The following is an 18407-nucleotide window of genomic DNA, read 5'->3' on the forward strand; positions in this document are numbered from 1 at the left end:
ATTTATAATTGATGAATTGCTGAAGAAAGCCTAGAAAGGTAATTGCTAAGACTTGATTTTATATCATCTTCTGCTTGTTGTCTTAATTCACTACGAGAATAGTAATTACCGTCTGTACTATCAAATTCGTAACTAGGTTTATCACCGGTGTAGGTATACTTAACTTGTCTTGAACTTTTTTCAGCTGAAAATCTGTCATAATAACCACTTAATCCAGAAATATTTACGCTAAGGTTTAAACTATAATTATTTACTAATGTTTCAGTTTGTAAATTATATTCTTTTTCACCATTCTTTTTAGTGTCATTTGTTACTGAACCACCATCATCCGAATATCTCTCTTCTTCGCTAAGATTAATAGTAATGTCACTATTTCTGCTGTTGTTAACTAATATAATAGCATCATCATTTTTGAAATAATCTTCAACAAAATTAGAAAATGAATTTGTATTACCAGTCACATATAATCTTTTTTTACCTTGGTCAGCATAGCTTATTGCTTTTTGTTGCGAATCTCGATAATTACCATACTTTGCATAAGTATTCGCGGCATGTTGATAATCTTTTGCTGCTTGTCGATATTGATAACTTTGAGTCGCATTTTTAGCTATTTTTTCACCTTGAGAATAAGAATCAAACGCTTCTTTTTTTCTTGCTTTTTTTTCATAGTAAAGAGTTAATTTTTCAGTATCTTTGTAATGTCCTAATGGCTTATAAATAAAACTAATAGTTCTAAAACAAGCTAGCGCTGCATGATAATCACCACTCCGTATTTCCTGTTTAGCAAGATTGTATAATATTTGTGCCGCAAGCTGCCTATATTTAGTATCAGCATGAATATAGGCTTTTTCGATATTTTTATCGTAATATCTATCTAAAGATTTTTTATATAACGCTGCTCTTTCTTCATAATCACCAGCAGAATTAGTTGGGATAGCATTTGCTTGTTGAGTATAAAAGTTAGCAATATTTTGTTTTAGACGTTCACTAGGATATTTATCCAAAAAGAATGCTAATTCGGAACTGTAAAAGTGATCACTCAAACGCTGATTAAGCTCTAATAATTTCTCATATGTTTCTTGACGTTGTTCATCATTGCTCTTTGTGGTATTAGCTAATTCATTTTCATATTTATTCATCACCTCGGTAACTAACTGCCGCAGCTGTGCGGCATCAGTTTGCTTAAAGTTTGCTTCACTTTTTTTCTCTATTTTTGTCGCTAATAAATTGATACTTTCAATATAACTTCCTTCAGCGTATGCTTCTTGAAATGTGCGTTAGTGCGCACAAGAAACTAATAAAAATATTGATAAAGAAGCCAAACTAATTTTCATTAATTTTTTAATTTTCATAAAGTTTTCCTTTATAGGTATGAAAGATCTTGAGCAATACTATCAAGTATTGATCTTAATTCAGCACTTTGTTCGCTTTTAGCTCTTTGTTCTAATTCATGTGGAGATTCTAAAACACCTTCGTTATAGTCATGTACATGTGAAGGTACCTCTCCCCCCCAATAATGAACCTCATATTTTTCTGAAGATTTTTCTATAGTAAATGAGCTACTTGAATTAATAAGTCCTGTAATGCTTATTTCAGTCAATAATGTTAAGCTATTGCGATAAGTTCTGGTTGACTCGTTGTAAGACACTTCTTTAAAAGTTTCGACCTGAGTTGTATGCCCTTGAGCATCGGTCTGTTCTACATATTTATCAAATACTTTTTCGCGTTTTATTTCCATGTTATACGATTGTTGAGGGGAATAATAACGGCTATTACAAGTCACATTAATTATGATATCTGCACCAGATGGAGAACTGACAAAGGAGAGATAATTAGCAGAAAAAGCTGAGCTTACATCAGAACAGTGATCGTCTGAATGAAAATAAACCGATATTAAACCTTTATCAAGATACTTTTCAGCTAAAGAAGCTGCATCTTTATAACGTCCAAAACGACTATATACGTCTGCGGCTTGCCTATAATATTCGCCAACTGAACGAAAAGTTGAGCGTTTGTCAGCGCCTTTTGCCAGCATTTTTCCTTTTTGATAAGCCTCTTCGGCCATTAAAGTAGCGTGTTTTTTAGCATTATCATAAGCGCGTTTATTACTGTCTTTATATTTACCTAGTGGTTGATATACTGATGATGCTTGACTAAATGCCTCAGACGCAGCGTTATAATCTTTCTGTTTTTCTAAATTTCTACCTTGATCATAGAAATCTTTAGCGGCAATCTGCATATATTTGCTATTAGCATTTTTATATAAAGTAGCAATATTTTTATAACTGTAGTAAGACAAACCACTTTTATATAACTCAGCTTTTGTATGATAGCTATCAGAATCAGTACCTGTGATTGATTTACCATAATCATAAAAATCTTTAGCAATAATTTGCCTCAAACTTTCAGCAGGATATTTATCAAAAAAGTTCACTAATTCCGCACTGTAAAAACGGTTAGTTAAGCGCTTATTCATCTCTAACAGTTTTTGATAGATTTCAATGCGTTTTTTATAATCAGTATTATTGGTGCTGGCTAATTCATCCTCATATTTATTCATTACATCAGTGACTAACTGACGCAGCTGGACTGCATCAGTTTGCTTAAAGTTTGCTTCACTTTTTTCCTCTATTTTTGCCGCTAATAGATTGATGCTTTCAAGATAGTTCCCTTCAGCATAAGCATCCTGAGATGTGCGTTCGTGAGTACAACTCATTAATAAAAACATTAATAAACCGGCAATAATAATTCTTATCATGTTTTTCCTTGTTGAAAATTGTCCATTAAAGGGAACAAAGATCTTGAGCAGTACTTTCTAGCAATGATTTTAATTTAGTGATCAGTTCTCTTTTTGCTACTGGTAGTAAATCATCATCATTTTCATAATAGCTTGAAGCTCTTGCATAGATAGTGTCAGAAAAGTCAATAATTCCTTCCATCCTTACTACTGTCTCTAGACTTAAACTATTGTTATTAGTATCCAATTTCGTATAGTAAGTTTCATCTTTTAACGTTGGGATTTGAATCCTATTCCCTTGAGCATCGATATGTTCTATGTATTTATCAAATACTTTTCGGGTGTTTGGTATGTCAATCTGTGATCTTGTACTGTCATATTCTTTATCAACAGTTATTTTAATTTTGAGATCAGCACCAACTGGAGAAGAAACAAAGGTGACATAATCCTTATTTAGTAACAATTTTACCTCAGAGCAGTATTCGGAAGCATAGCAATAAACTTTTATTATCCCTTTGCGTTTATAGGTGTTAGCTAAAGAAGTAGCATCTTTATAACGTCCATAATGACGATAAGCATCCACAGCTTGCTCATAATATTTGGCAACTTGACGAAATTCTAGGCGTTGCATTGCAATTTCTGAAAGCATTTTTGCCTGCTGATAAGCCTCTTCTGCCATTAAAGTAGCCTGTTTTTTACCATTATTATACGCACGTTTGTCACTGTCTTTATATTTACCTAGAGGTTGATATACTGATGATGCTTGACTAAATGCCTCAGCTGCAGCTTTATAGTCGTTTTGGGTTTCGAAATTTACCCCTTGGTCATACAAATCTTTAGCAATGTTTTGCCTCAAACTATCAGCAGGATATTTATCTAAAACGTTTACTAATTCCGTACTGTAAAAACGGTTACTTAAACGCTTATTCATCTCTAACAGTTTTTCATAGATTTCAATGCGTTTTTTATAATCAGTATTATTGATGCTGGCTAATTCATCCTCATATTTGTTCATCACATCATTAACCAGCTTACTGAGTTTTTCGGCATCAGTTTGCTTAAAGTTTGCTTCACTTTTTTCCTCTATTTTTGCCGCTAATAGATTGATGCTTTCAAGATAGTTCCCTTCAGCATAAGCATTTTGAGATGTGCGTTCGTGAGTACAACTCACTAATAAAAACATTAATAAACTGGCAATAATAATTCTCATTTTATTTTTCCTTATTAAAAATTGTCCATTATAGATATGAAAGATCTTTGGCAATATCGTCTAATCTTGAGTTTAGCTCGGATAATAAATCTCTTTTGGCTTGAGTATATAAATCATCTTTCGATTTTAAGCGGCCATCATTGTGATTATGAAATTTGGCAGGTACATTACCACTATAAATATAGTCATGTTTAACTGAAGTTTCTTCAATTTTAAATGATTTGCTATAACTATAGATACCGTGAACCTCAATGTTAGCAGTTAGGGTTAATTTGTTACTATGAGTTACTGTTTGTAAATTATATCGTTGATCTTTGTAAGTTTTGATTTGAGTTGTATTACCGTTTTTATCTTTTGCTTCAATATATTTATCAAAGACTTGCTCAATCTTAGTTTCGTTGGTTACTGATTTATCTAGAACGACAAAATCACTTTTAAAGTCAATTCGGATATCTATCTCTGCACTACTCGAGTAATTGGCAAATTGAATATAATTTGCACTTAATTTATCTCTTATTTCATCGGTGAAGTTTGAACCATAGTAATAAACGTTAATTATGCCTTTTTTAGCATAAGTATCAGCTAATGAACTCGCGTCAAAATATTGTCCATATGGCCGATATATAGATGCTGCTTGCGCATAATACTTGGCAACTTCTCGATATTCATAACGCTTTGTCGCATTCATTGCCAGTTGTTTGGCTTGTTGATAAGCCTCTTGAGCCTGCTGGGTAGCATATTTTTTGTCATTATCTTTCGCAAGTTTGTCACTATCTTTATATTTACCTAGTGGTTTGTATATCGATGAAGCCTGACTAAAGGCTTGAGCAGCAGCTTTATAATTTAACTGTTGTTCGAATTGTTTACCTTGGTCATAGTAATTTTTGGCTGCCATCTGCATATATTTAGTATTGGCATTTTTATATAAAATAGCGGCATTTTTATAATTGTCGTATGACAAACTATTTTTATATAATTCGGCTTTTGTTCGATAACTTTCACTGTCATTGCCAGTAATGTAATTACCATAATCATAATACTCTTTAGCAAGAGTTTGTTTTAATTGCCTAGTGTCATACTTGTCATTGAAAAAACTGATCTGATCAGAATAAAAGCGATGACTTAATATCTCTTTCATAGTTAATAAATGCTTATATGCATCTATTTTTTGTGGATAATCATATTGATGGAAGTGGTTTAGGTCTTTTTCATAAAACTGCATTACACTACTAACTATAGTTTGTAGACGCTTAACGTCCTGTTGATCAAACTTTGCTGGCCCTTTTTCATCCAAACTGGCAGCTAAAAGATTGATACTTTCTATATAGCGACCTTCCTTAAATGCATCTTCAGCTGTTCGCGTATGGCATGCCGTTAATAAAAATATACAAAAGATAGCAATAATCTTGCGCATAAACTTCCTTTCTTTACTTATTTTTTACTACTAGTTATTTTAAGTATTTCATATCCATTTTTTGATATGTTTATATAAAAATGGCTATTTTTATCAGTTTATTAAAAAACTGTTGGTTGAGTTTATGCTAAACTTTTAACTAATTATTAACTTTTGTTGCTACTTTTTTTACTATTTGTTATTAATTATTAACAATAAATGCTATTAGTGGTTTTGGTTAATGTTTAAAATTAATTGGCGGGATGATGTTACCCTTAAATAAAATAATCATTTTTATTTAAGGGTTAGCAAAATTTTACATTCGTGTTGGTTTTTTATTCACTTTTTGACGAGCAGTTCGACTAGACTGATTGAGTTTAATACGCTTTGGTCTAACAATACGTTTGTCAGAGGAAGATTTGGTTGTAAAGCTTTTTATTTCAGCTGGTAAACCAACTAACTCACGTAAGTAATTGACAGAATCAATACCTAATTCCATCCATGTACCTCGAGATAAACCTTTTGGTAAAGTAATATTACCATAACGAATGCGTAACAAGCGACTAACTTGAACATCAATTGCTTCCCACATACGACGGACTTCTCGATTACGACCTTCGGTAATAACGACATTAAACCATTGATTCAATCCATCACCACCTTGAGGTTTAATTGAGTTAAATGCAGCTGGCCCATCTTCTAACTGAACACCTTTGCGAAGTTGATTAAGTTGTTGATCGGTAATATTACCAAATACTCGAACAGCATACTCACGTTCAATTTCATGCCGTGGATGCATGAGGCGATTAGCCAATTCGCCATCCGTTGTGAATAGCAATAAACCCGATGTATTTATATCAAGTCGACCAATGTTAATCCAGCGTGCATTTTTTAAGCGAGGTAATCTCTCAAACACGGTTGCTCGCCCTTGTGGATCATTTCGAGAACAGATTTCGCCTTCAGGTTTATAATAAGCTAAAACACGACAAACCTCTTTTTCTTTACTTCTTAACTGAACTAAATGACCATTGATACGAATTTTTGGACTAGCATTGACATCTACACGATCACCTAAAGACGCAATTTTACCATCAACACTAATTTTTCCAGCCACAATCATAGCTTCAATTTCACGACGTGAACCATTGCCTAAATTTGCCAATACTTTTTGTAATTTTTCAGTATTATCTGATTGTGAACTTTTACGATTCGACGTTTGGCTTAATTTGGTATTTTTTTTACGAGCGATATCGCTTTCTTGCTCAATTAGTTTATCTGCTCCTCGTTGTTTTTTGGAAAATGCAGATCTATTTTGTTTCATATAATCCTCACTGTTACCTTCTCAGGTATCATTTATTAACTCAATAACTCATTGATATATTATTAATTAGTTTACTCAAATGGTCTAATATCACCACTACCTTGACGAATAATATCTGGATAATCGTTAGTTAAATCAATCACTGTTGTAGGCTGTTCACTAATATAACCACCATGAACGATAGCATCTAGTTGGTGACCAATTTTATCTTCAATTTCTTCGGGATCAGACTGAGCTTCATTTTCATTAGGTAAAATAAGCGTAGTTGTCATTAAAGGTTGTCCTAATAATTCAAGAAGCGCTAAATCAATTTTATTATCAGGAATACGCAGTCCAATCGTTTTGCGTTTTTCATTCATCAAACGTCGTGGTACTTCTTTGCTTGCTTGTAGAATAAAAACATATTTACCTGGGGTATTATTTTTTAATAATCGAAAGGTAGTGTTATCAACAAAAGCATAAGAAGAAAGCTCAGATAAATCTCGGCACATTAAGGTAAAGTTATGGTGTTTATCTAAATTACGGATTTGACAAATACGATCTACACCATATTTATTATCAAGTAAACAACCTAGCGAATAACCTGAATCAGTAGGAAATGCAATGACGCCACCATCATTTAATATTTTGACGACTTGATCTAATAACCTTGTTTGTGGGTTATCAGGATGAATATAAAAAGTTTGGCTCATAATATTCTTCTTTATTGATAGCAGGTTAAAATAATGTGAGGAAAGTTTTTTTTCATCACGGTTTATAGCGCTAATTGATACTATTTTAGTTCAATATGTTTATTATATCCAGTTATGCCAAATAGGTGTAACGCTACCAGGCAATGGTGTAGTTTTACCAAGGTCAAGATAATTAAGCAAATCATGGAAATCCGAACCTTGTGACGCAAGTAATTTAAATTCATTAGCCAATTTTGCTAATCGCTGTAAATCATCTTGAGTTTGGCGGCTCTGAGAAACTTCAATACCATCACCTCCATATGATTTAAATTCACTAATTAATAATTTTAGTTTAGTTAAGGTCAAATCATAACGTGTCGGGTGAGCTAAAACCGCTTGTCCACCTGCCGCATGTATCGCATTAACCGCATCAGCAATACTGCACCATTTGGCAGGAACATAAGCATAACCACTTTTACCCAGATATTTTTTAAATGCTCGTTTAATATCTTTAACATAATTATTAGCGACTAAAAAGCGCGCAAAATGAGCTCGAGATACAATATCACCTTTAGAAAATTGTTGAGCTTGCTCATAAGCATTGCCTATGCTTACTTTGGCTAATTTTTCACTAATACTGATTGCTCTATCAATACGACTTTGTTCTTGTGCAGTTAATAATTCAAGCAAGTGAGAATTTTGAATATCGATATTCAAACCAACAATATGAATTTCATTATTCTTCCACATTGTTGACACTTCAACCCCATAGATTAATTTAACCGGCAAATTATCTCGTGCTATGGTCGCTTTCGCATCTAACAACCCCTTGATAGTATCGTGATCGGTAATCGCTAGCATATTGATTTGATTATCAGCAGCTCTTTTGACCAGTTCACTTGGCGTTAAAATTCCATCTGATGCTGTTGTGTGCGAATGTAAGTCAACAATCACTTTTTTCTCGAAAATTATTTTTAAACGTGTAATATACCACACAATTTGCACGACCACTAAAAGGTATATTATGAAAGATCAAATTCTGCTTGCTCAGCAAGATACGCTAGCTATTATTCAAGAACTTTTAGAAGATGGAAGTGATCCACATGCTCTGTATATTATTGAACATCATATTTCATCACAACACTTTGATAAACTAGAAAAAGTTGCTGTTGAAGCTTATAAATTAGGCTATGAAGCAACCGATCCTGATGAAGATGTTGATGATGCAGGTAATGTGGTAATTGGTTTTGATATTATTACGGAAAGTCCGTTAAATGCGGAATTAATTAATGCTCAAATCGCCGAAATTATAACTCTGGCAAACCAATTTGGTGTTAATTATGACGGTTGGGGAACCTATTTTGAAGATGGTAGTGATGAACAATTCGATGAAGATGACGTTAGCGAGACCATTCATTAATAAATAATCAGCTATTATTTATGACTATTCTTATCCGCCAACAGACGGATAAGAATAGTGTTAACATTTAGTTTAGTTGTTCAACACGGCTAGTTCGTTTATGATCAGCCGTTACAGTACGAAGCAAAACCGAAGCGTTGTTATTTATCGCTACAGGGCCATTGTAAGCCTGCCAATTTTTACCTTGATCTGTCGAATATTCGATAGTTAAGCCCGGAAAAACAACATTAGCAATTAATTTACCGTTTTCAATTTTGGCGCCAGGCAATGGTAAACGATAGTCAATAGCAGCAAGATCTAATTTAGTTAACTCACGTTGGCCAATTAAATTAGCAAATTGATTCCAATCATTTAGCAGTTTTTGCTGATCAACATATTTTGTTTTACCTTTTTCAAATTCGCGATCTTTTTGATAATTAGTTTCCCAATCAGCTTTATGCCATGCACGCTCTGCAACACTAAGCAATCTTGGATAGGTCATATAAGCCATTTTATCTTCTGTACGAATATTTTCAGTCCAGATTTGTGCTGATAATCCATAGGCTCCTGGCCAATCCATGGTACCTTTGGCTGCAAAAGCGTCACCATTGCGATCAAACGAAGTTTCAGCATTTTGCGGTAAATTATTCGGTGCAAAACTGAATATTTTGCGTTCATCATTGAAACGTGAAGCCCAATAGTAGCCACTTTCTTTAGGATTAACTTCATAAGGCATATCTAAATAAACATAATCAGGATTTGAAACTATCACTTTGTAGCCTTTATTGGCAAACTCATTGACTGAATCGTATCCTCCCCAATATAAGTTATCCCAGAAATTGACAACAACATCATCAGTGGCAAAAGCTTTGGCATTGGTAGCGAATTTTACGCCATCTTGCCAAGCTTGCATGCGATTAATACCATTATTTTTAATGATTTTACTTACTTCGATAGCAAAATAACTTGGCAAATGCTCGATATTTTCTACAACACCTTTACTAACAAAAGTTTGGCACGCTTGTGATTTTGCCCATGGATGATCTTCAACGCTCTGATCTATTAAGCCTTTACCCGCCTCTTTTTTAGCTGCATGGATATCTTGATAACCGTTGCCGAAGTGAATATTTTTAGCTTCATCACCACCAAAATGCCATGTTGAAATCGGTTGTCCAGCTTCAACGTGCATTTTGGCAATTTCACTAATAACTTTATTAGCAAATTTTTTCGAAGAATCTAAACATGGATTTAGATAACTTTGGCGATTGTAGAATTGCACTGTAGTAGTATTCGAAGTATCAGTAGGATCAAGTAATCGATATTCATTCGCTGCTTCGGTTTTTCCTTGCTTCATTAAGCGTTGATATCTCACTTCCATTGACAAAATAGCTGCTCTAGCATGTGCAGGCATATCTATTTCAGGGATCACTTCAATGAATCGGTCATTGGCATACTTGACTATTTCAATATAATCTGCACGACTAAGATAACCACTACCATTATTATTACTATCTGGACCTGAACCTAATTGGGGTAATAAGCACTGCTTTTCAGTTAAATCATGACAACGTTTGCTACCAAAATCGGTAAGTTCAGGTAGATCTGGAATTTCTATGCGCCAACCTTCGTCATCACTTAAATGAAAATGGAACTTATTCATTTTATATTTTGACATCATATCTAGTAATTGTAAGATCGCTTTTTTACTTTTAAAGTTTCGACCGATATCTAGCATCATACCTCGATACTCAAAACGAGGCGCATCTTCAACTGAAAGTGTGTTAATAATTTGCGGTTTACTAACTGTGATTGACGATAATATCGATTCTACAGCATAAAAAATTCCACTTTCATCAAATGCTATGATAGTAGCGCCCTGTGGACTTATATCTAACTTATAACTGCCATTTACACCTTTTTCAAATGCAGTTTTTTCAATTGATGCATTGACTTTAAATCCTTGCTTTGTCACCGCAATATTTAATTGTTGGAAATGATTTGCTAACACTAATTGGCTCGGTTTTGCTAAGTCATTAAGTATAAGATTAACACCACTTTGATTTAGGGTAATGGTTTCTTTACCAACAGTTAATTTAACTGGTGTTGGTAAAATTTGACCTTTTAATAAATTAGCATCAATTTTTTGAATATCATTATTACGTTGATAACGGTTTTCGGGGGTCATTAATATATTATGGTCATTAGGTGATATCTTCCATTGTTCACCTAATGGTGCCACAAATGCCGATAAATTATCTGAATCAGTATTGGTGTTGGTAATTATTTTAGGTTTAGCATCAGTTGAAGTCACATACCATCGAGGCATGACATCACTCTCACTGATCTGCCAATATTCACCAATAATTGGGATAGCTACTACTGAATTGGCGGGAATATTGGTAAATTTCTCTGTTGGTTCTAATTTATGTAAATCGCCAGTTATATGGGTTATTTTATACTGTTCATTATTTACTGCTAAAATCATTCGAATATTATGAAAATAGATTGCCCAATCTTTACTTGTTATTGCTGGACCAGTGTTTTTAAGCATTAGAGTAACTTTGTTACAAGCAGCCCAATCTGCACCTAATGCAGCACAATCTACCCCATCATTAACGGCATTATTATCGACTATTTGATAATTTAAATGGAGTTGTGAACTAAGCCTATCAACAATTTTTTGTGATGCGTTAACCGATTGCATAGCTCCGAGAGTTAATAATGTTGCTATAGAAGTAGCAAGCATAGCTGATTTAAACTTTTTCATAACGGTTACCTATTTTTGTTGAGCGTTAAACACTGTGAATGGAATAGTGACAATAAACTTAATATCACGTTCATCTTGGAAAATATTGCCATAACCACCGCCCCAGCTGTTGATATGATTTTCATGGTTGTTATATTTAGTGTAGTGTAATTGGAATGAAGTATCTTTAGCCCATGTATCTTGAATTGTATAACCTAAATCAAAATTATAAGCCGATTCTACTAAACGATTTTTTTGATTTTTTGCTTTTGAATCTGGTTTGGCATCCCAACCATAAGCATAAGATGCACCAGTTTTCCAACCAGTCAAATAATGATTTAGATGGCCTAAATCATATGTCACCTCAAAAAATGCTGCTTTTTCGCCATTGGCATTAAAGTCAGAACGAGAATTCCACCAAACATCTAATCGCCCATTAGATGAGGCATAATCAGGCGTCATACGTTGTAAAAAGAACCCTTGTTCACCTTCTGCTTTTACCGACACACCTTCAAGTCGTAAACCAACAGGACCAACTTGGTAACCTAAAGTCGCTGCTTGTAACCACGCTAAACCATCATAAACATTGGCGCCTTTATGAGATTGGTCTTTAGCACCATAAAACTGATAACTCATGGTTAAAGGATTATTTAACACATCTGTTTTATAAGAAGCTTTCGCAAAAAATTGATTCATATAATTCTGAGCTTGGCCAAAGGCGCTTTCGAGTACAAGATCATTCTTAAAATCATATTTCATGCCGGCTGAGTGTAAAAAATCGATTTTTTTACCCTTTTGCCAACGTTTGAATTCATAGAGGCGTTTATACCAAGGCGCTTTGTATTTATCTGTCCACATATAGGACATGGATAAAGCACCAGCAGCATCAAAATCAAGTACGGTGCCAACTTCTGCTCCCCGATAAGTACCTGGTAATAAACTCCAGTGTGGAGCTAACAAAGTTTGCCCAGACGGTTGAATATAACCTGCTTTGACCCAAAACAGTTCATCAAGTTTAAAATTAAGTTGAACTTTATAAAAACTTAAGCCACTGACATCTTTTTTCCAATCTTCATCCCAACGCGTATTTGCACCACTAAAACCAATTTCATTCGGATGCCCTTTACCACCATTACTGACTTCCCAAGCACCATAACCGCCCAACTCAATAGCGAGTCGATCAGCGATATAACCTGATCTAAAATCTAAATTAGTATTAAATGACGAATGTCTGAGATTTTTTTCATATTTATGTTCATCAAGATTTTTTCTTTCGCGATCACGATTCCAGAAAAATACATGACCAGTTAATGATGCATCATCAATAAAATCATTAGTATATTCAGCTTGTACCGGACATATATTGGTTAATACGGTAATAGATAAAAAAAGCTTAGTAAAAAGATTAAAACGACAAGATAAAATCGGTAAATTATTATGATTCATAGTTGCTTCCCTAAAATTATACTGTGTAACTGACCACAAAATTCCCTAATATTTAATTGGTTTTTATAAGTCAAACTGAATGTATTACTACTTTGAATTGCTATTTGAACAACATTTATGAAACATATTTAACGTTGAAATAGGATAAATATGCATTTTTATAATGCATAAACATATTTTAGTTCGCAAATTAATTGATCTAAATCCGTGATCTAAATCACCAAAAAAATAAAATTTTAGCTTTTAAAAGTAAAATTACCCTTACTTTTTTCACGCTAAAAATTAATTATTCTTCAATCAAAAATTCAAAAGGTACCAACTAAAAATAATAGTTCTGAATAAAGACATTAATAAACAGGTAAATAATAAAAAAGAGAAATGTATAACATTTCTCTTGATAATTGATTTCGATAAAACTGAAAACAGTTGTTTTAATTTTCGGTATCTAATTCTTCAAAACTTTTCACCAATTCATCAATTGCTTTCATCTGTTTTAAGAAAGGTTCGAGTTTTGCTAATGGTAATGCAGAAGGACCATCGCATTTTGCACTACTCGGATCAGGGTGAGACTCTAAAAATAGTCCAGCAATACCAACGGCCATTCCCGAACGAGCAAGCTCAGTAACTTGACCACGACGACCACCTGATGCAGCGCCCATTGGATCACGACATTGTAGAGCATGGGTAACATCGAAAATTACTGGCGAGCCATTACTGGCTTTTTTCATGATATTAAAACCAAGCATATCAACAACTAGATTATCATAACCAAAGCAACTACCGCGATCACAAAGAATCACTTGGTCATTACCTGCTTCTTCAAATTTTTCGACAATATTACCCATTTGACCAGGGCTAACAAATTGTGGTTTTTTAACATTAATTACGGCACCTGTTTTAGCCATTGCAACAACTAAATCAGTTTGCCTTGCTAAAAAAGCCGGTAATTGTATAACATCGACAACATCTGCCACAGGTTGACACTGTTCTTCCGTGTGGACGTCAGTGATAATTTTAACACCTAACTGCTGTTTTAATTCTTGGAATATTTTCATTCCTTCTTCTAATCCAGGTCCTCGATAAGAGTGAACTGATGAACGATTTGCTTTATCAAAAGAAGCCTTAAAAATGTAAGGAATATTTAATTTATCGGTTACTGTTACGTAGTGCTCACATATTCTCATCGCTAAATCGCGAGATTCGAGCACATTCATACCACCGAATAACACGAATGGTAAATCATTTGCTACCGTAATATTACCGACTTTTACTCTTTTTTGTTTAATCATAAATTTAATCCTAGTTAAGGTTTAAACCAACGACCGAGGGTGACTCTGTCATTGCCACTATAGTCGGTGATGGTTTCAACTAATTGAAATCCGTGTTGTTTAAAAATAGTTTGCACCGCTAAGCCTTGCTTCCAGCCATGTTCAATAAGCAACCAACCGTATTGATTTAAATGCTTGGTTGCACCTTGAATAATGACTTTAATATCAGCAAGGCCATCATCCTCAGAAACTAAGGCGCTTCTTGGCTCATAGCGAATATCGCCTTGAGATAGGTGAATATCAGTTGGCTCGATATATGGAGGATTACTGGTTATCATCGAGAATTTACGATTTTTAATTGGTTTATACCAATCACCCTGTAAGAAATAAACATTGTTTACGCCTATTTGATTAGCATTTTCTTGGGCTAAAATCAAAGCATCTTTATTTTTTTCAATTGCAGTAAATAAACAATCTGGTCGCTCAGTGGCCATAGCAATAGCAATAGCACCAGTTCCTGTTCCCAAATCTAAAACTTCACAAGGGACTTTAGGTAAATACTCTAAACCTAATTCAACAACTTTTTCCGTATCAGGTCTTGGAATTAAAGTCGAATTTGAAACATTAAACTTCAATGACCAAAATTCCTTTTCTCCAGTGATATAGGCAATAGGCTCTCCTTCTTGACGTCTTTTTAAATAGCCATCTAAAGCAATTAGTTCATCATCAGTTAATAATGTTTCACTAAAAGCCATCAAAAAGGTACGTGTTTTATGTGTGACGAAACTTAATAAAATTTCAGCATCACGTTTTGGACTTTCGCTGTCGGTTAAGGATTGTGATGCAGATTTAAGCCATTGTAAATAGGTCATTCATCCTGTTCCGATAAAGCTGCAAGTTGATCTGCTTGATATTCTTGTACAATTGGTTCAATCAACATATCTAATTTACCTTCCATGACCTCATCTAGACGATAAATAGTAAGATTAATACGATGATCAGTAACTCGGCCTTGAGGATAGTTATAAGTTCGAATACGATCTGAACGATCACCTGAACCAAGTAAATTACGTCTGGTTGACGCTTCCTCTTGTTGACGTTTACGCATTTCAGCATCTTGAATACGGGCAGCTAATACCGACATCGCCTTAGCTTTATTTTTGTGCTGTGAACGTTCATCCTGGCATTCAACTACTATTCCAGTTGGAATATGGGTAATACGAATTGCTGAATCAGTAGTATTAACATGCTGACCACCAGCACCTGATGATCGATAAGTATCAATTTTCAAATCTGCAGGATTTATTTCTGGCATTTCAGCTTCTGGAATTTCTGGTAAAACAGCAACAGTACAAGCCGAAGTGTGAATCCGCCCTTGAGATTCAGTCTCTGGTACACGTTGAACTCGGTGACCACCAGATTCAAATTTTAACTGTCCATATACACCATCACCACTTACTAACATAATAACTTCTTTATATCCGCCATGTTCTCCATCATTTGAACTCATGATTTCGACACGCCAATTGCGAGATTCAGCATATCTAGTATACATTCTCGCTAAATCACCAGCAAAAATAGCCGCTTCATCACCACCAGTACCAGCCCGCACCTCAACAAAACAGTTATAATCATCATTTGGATCTTTAGGTAACAATAGAACTTGTAATTGTTTTTCTTGCTGCTCTACTTGGCTTAATGCTTCGTTTAATTCTTCTTGAGCCATTTCACTCATTTCCGGATCAGAAAGCATCATTTTGGCAGTTTCAATATCTTCTTGTGTTTGCTTCCAATTAGCAAAGCATTTAACCACATCGGTTAACTGTGCATATTCTTTTGAAAGGGTACGAAATCGGTTTTGATCGGCTATAACCGCTGCATCAGATAGTAATGCTTGAACCTCTTCATAACGCTCTTGTAGCGTTTCCAACTTACTGATAATTGAAGGTTTCATAACTCTGTATTTTTGCTAATGATTAAATGAATTAGCTCGGCATTATATACTTAATTGCCTGTAAAATACAGTTCCTACTTATTTATGACGAAGCTAAATTAATCAATGAATAACAACATATTGGTATTAAATAATTAATTGTCTCTTTAAATAATGATTACATGTATCAGCAATTTTCTATTTGTTAGTTTCAAAATGTTTTAATATTTTTAGATATTCAAGAATAAATCAACCAAAACCATATTAATTAAAGCTTTCACTTGTTAGTGAAAAATGATTTTTAAAGTGATAAATCTTGCTAAACGGACTAATCATTTCATAATTTAATTTTGTGATCTATTCACCATAGCATGATTGCTTAAAGTTAAATAGCTATTGGGATTTATCATAATTATAAAGTCATTAAGAAAAATAACTCTATCTATACCCTTTTTTATTTGAACAAAATAGTAATATTTCAAAGGCGAATATTATTAAAACCAATTGCCAAAACAGAATCTACAATCATGATTAAACTGACTGTTAATGAAATAGCTGATTCCCTTTTTAGCCGATAGAAATAAATGATATTTACAACTAAGATAAGCATTAATTTATTGGTATAATATCTAAGTAATTTTATTGTTAAATTTAAATTAATATCTTAAAAATCAGATTAATAACTGAATTCTGAAATGTTTTTTATTACTGATTGAAAGTTATTATATCAAGTGTATAGTTATGTTATATCCGGTGGAGATTACTGTGAAAAAAATTTTAAAAGGATGCGAAAATGAACCAAACTATATGGAAACTAGACAATACTATCAAACACTATGATTGGGGGAGTATCGATGGCATAACCAATTTATTTGCTATTCCCAATCCGACGTCGGAACCTATGGCTGAAATTTGGATGGGCATGCATCCACTTGGTTGCTCTTTAGCAATTGATGAAAAGCTAGGTAAAATAAGGCTTGATAAGTTAATAAAAGACAATCCACAGCAAATTTTAGGTAATAAAACCTTTCAGCATTTTGGTTCACTCCCCTTTTTATTCAAAATTCTTTCAGCAAACAAAGCATTATCTATTCAAGTTCACCCAACATTGGAAAATGCTAAAATTGGCTTTGCAAAAGAGAACCAACAAGGTATTGCTAGTGATGCACCCAATCGAAATTATAAAGATCCCAATCATAAGCCTGAACTTATTTATGCATTAACTCCATTCAAAGCTATGCGTTCATTCCGTGCTATTGATGAAATTATCATGTTGTTTGAAAAAATTGCCTTATCCAATTTAACTATCCCAATATCACAATTAAAAAACCACCGTCATCCTGACCAATTAAAACATTTTTTTGAATACTTATTAACTCTTCCAACTCAAACAAAGACCGCATTAATTAAACAGCTTTTGATGAAAATCAGTACATTTAATGACGAACCCTATTTAACCATTAAGACTCTAGCTAAAGATTATCCTGATGATATTGGTTTATTCATGCCATTATTATTAAATGTAATTGAACTGAAACCAGGACAAGCTATGTTTCTATCAGCCAAAACACCGCATGCCTACCTATCTGGTACCGGTCTAGAGATTATGGCTAATTCCGACAATGTATTAAGAGCTGGCCTCACCCATAAATATATTGATAGTTTAGAACTAATTAATAATACTAATTTTGAAAGTATGGCGTTAAATCAATTATTAACTAAACCAGTTATCAAAGATAATAAAATTGATTTTCCCGTACCGGTTGATGATTTTAAATTTGAGATCATAAAAAGTGACCAAAATTTGCATAGTGAAAAAGTAGATAGTGCGCAAATTGTGTTATGTCTTGATGGAGAAATCACCTTATCAACTGAATCACAGTCATTAATTTTACACAAAGGTGAATCGGCTTTAATCGCTTACCAAACTGATGTATATCATTATCAAGGTTTAGGCGTATTAGCTAAAGCATTTGATTAATAAGTTAATAACAAGATAAATACCATTTATTGGCATACAAAAATAATTTGCAAAAATCCTGACAAAGGATTTTCCGTACAAGAAAATTATGCAAATTTGGTATGACAATATATTCAATCTATTGGATTTGATAGCGTAATAAACGAATAATCATTAATTAAGGTTATTTTTTATATTTATTTTAAAATTAGTGGGTTATTTTTGATTAAAAAACCCCTTTCCTCAAAATTTTCTATTAAGATTAAATGAGCTTTTAAATCAATCATAAACAATAATTTTATGAATAATTAAAAGATTATGTT

The 18407-nt window shown here is 33.5% G+C and carries 14 protein-coding genes; 2 read left to right on the forward strand and 12 right to left on the reverse strand.

All coding sequences use genetic code 11. From position 1 onward, the window contains the following. Positions 1 to 2: 2 nt before the first annotated feature. The 7 genes from B6D18_RS05810 to B6D18_RS05840 all read right to left on the reverse strand — a co-directional run bounded on the left by B6D18_RS05810 (position 3) and on the right by B6D18_RS05840 (position 8328). Positions 3 to 1139 (reverse strand): hypothetical protein, encoded by a 1137-nt coding sequence (locus B6D18_RS05810; protein ID WP_086363581.1) that lies wholly within the window; start codon positions 1137 to 1139, stop codon positions 3 to 5. Positions 1140 to 1363: 224 nt separating this feature from the next. Further along, on the reverse strand, positions 1364 to 2758 hold the full coding sequence (locus B6D18_RS05815) for a hypothetical protein (RefSeq protein WP_086363582.1): 1395 nt from the start codon (positions 2756 to 2758) through the stop codon (positions 1364 to 1366). A 25-nt stretch (positions 2759 to 2783) separates the two neighbouring features. Beyond that, positions 2784 to 3947, reverse strand: a complete 1164-nt coding sequence (locus B6D18_RS05820; RefSeq protein WP_086363583.1) for a hypothetical protein — start codon at positions 3945 to 3947, stop codon at positions 2784 to 2786. Positions 3948 to 3975: 28 nt separating this feature from the next. After that, positions 3976 to 5361 carry a hypothetical protein gene (locus B6D18_RS05825; protein ID WP_086363584.1) on the reverse strand — a complete coding sequence of 462 codons (1386 nt, stop codon included), beginning with the start codon at positions 5359 to 5361 and terminating at the stop codon, positions 3976 to 3978. A 295-nt stretch (positions 5362 to 5656) separates the two neighbouring features. Next, positions 5657 to 6661 carry a 23S rRNA pseudouridine(2605) synthase RluB gene (gene rluB / locus B6D18_RS05830; RefSeq protein WP_086363585.1) on the reverse strand — a complete coding sequence of 335 codons (1005 nt, stop codon included), beginning with the start codon at positions 6659 to 6661 and terminating at the stop codon, positions 5657 to 5659. 71 nt (positions 6662 to 6732) lie between these two features. Next, a complete protein-coding gene (locus B6D18_RS05835) occupies positions 6733 to 7353 on the reverse strand; it encodes an L-threonylcarbamoyladenylate synthase (RefSeq protein WP_065613282.1) in 621 nt (206 codons plus the stop codon). Positions 7354 to 7455: 102 nt separating this feature from the next. Continuing rightward, entirely contained in the window at positions 7456 to 8328 is an 873-nt protein-coding gene (locus B6D18_RS05840) for a PHP domain-containing protein (RefSeq protein ID WP_216818876.1), read from the reverse strand. A gap of 28 nt (positions 8329 to 8356) precedes the next feature. Here B6D18_RS05840 and rraB point away from each other — a divergent pair, with 28 nt between their 5' ends. Further along, positions 8357 to 8752: a ribonuclease E inhibitor RraB gene (rraB, locus tag B6D18_RS05845; protein WP_086363586.1), complete on the forward strand. Its 396-nt coding sequence runs from the start codon at positions 8357 to 8359 to the stop codon at positions 8750 to 8752. Positions 8753 to 8819: 67 nt separating this feature from the next. Here the strand turns inward: rraB and B6D18_RS05850 are convergent, their stop codons facing one another. The 5 genes from B6D18_RS05850 to prfA all read right to left on the reverse strand — a co-directional run bounded on the left by B6D18_RS05850 (position 8820) and on the right by prfA (position 16145). Further along, positions 8820 to 11498 carry a beta-N-acetylhexosaminidase gene (locus B6D18_RS05850; protein ID WP_086363587.1) on the reverse strand — a complete coding sequence of 893 codons (2679 nt, stop codon included), beginning with the start codon at positions 11496 to 11498 and terminating at the stop codon, positions 8820 to 8822. 9 nt (positions 11499 to 11507) lie between these two features. Then, the gene (locus B6D18_RS05855; RefSeq protein WP_086363588.1) at positions 11508 to 12923 is read right to left on the reverse strand and encodes an OprD family outer membrane porin; all 1416 of its coding nucleotides are present in this window, start codon (positions 12921 to 12923) and stop codon (positions 11508 to 11510) included. Between the two features lie 431 nt (positions 12924 to 13354). Continuing rightward, on the reverse strand, positions 13355 to 14209 hold the full coding sequence (gene kdsA, locus B6D18_RS05860; RefSeq protein WP_086363595.1) for a 3-deoxy-8-phosphooctulonate synthase: 855 nt from the start codon (positions 14207 to 14209) through the stop codon (positions 13355 to 13357). Positions 14210 to 14226: 17 nt separating this feature from the next. Continuing rightward, entirely contained in the window at positions 14227 to 15063 is an 837-nt protein-coding gene (gene prmC, locus B6D18_RS05865) for a peptide chain release factor N(5)-glutamine methyltransferase (protein WP_086363589.1), read from the reverse strand. Beyond that, entirely contained in the window at positions 15060 to 16145 is a 1086-nt protein-coding gene (gene prfA, locus B6D18_RS05870; RefSeq protein WP_086359489.1) for a peptide chain release factor 1, read from the reverse strand. The genes prmC and prfA overlap by 4 nt, the downstream gene beginning before the upstream one ends. Positions 16146 to 16917: 772 nt before the next feature. Between prfA and manA the strand changes: the two genes are divergently transcribed. Next, on the forward strand, positions 16918 to 18105 hold the full coding sequence (manA, locus tag B6D18_RS05875; protein WP_086363590.1) for a mannose-6-phosphate isomerase, class I: 1188 nt from the start codon (positions 16918 to 16920) through the stop codon (positions 18103 to 18105). Positions 18106 to 18407: the final 302 nt, after the last annotated feature.

Origin of the sequence: Gilliamella sp. A7, assembly GCF_002142015.1 — a bacterium.
GTDB classification, from domain to species: domain Bacteria; phylum Pseudomonadota; class Gammaproteobacteria; order Enterobacterales; family Orbaceae; genus Gilliamella; species Gilliamella apis_A.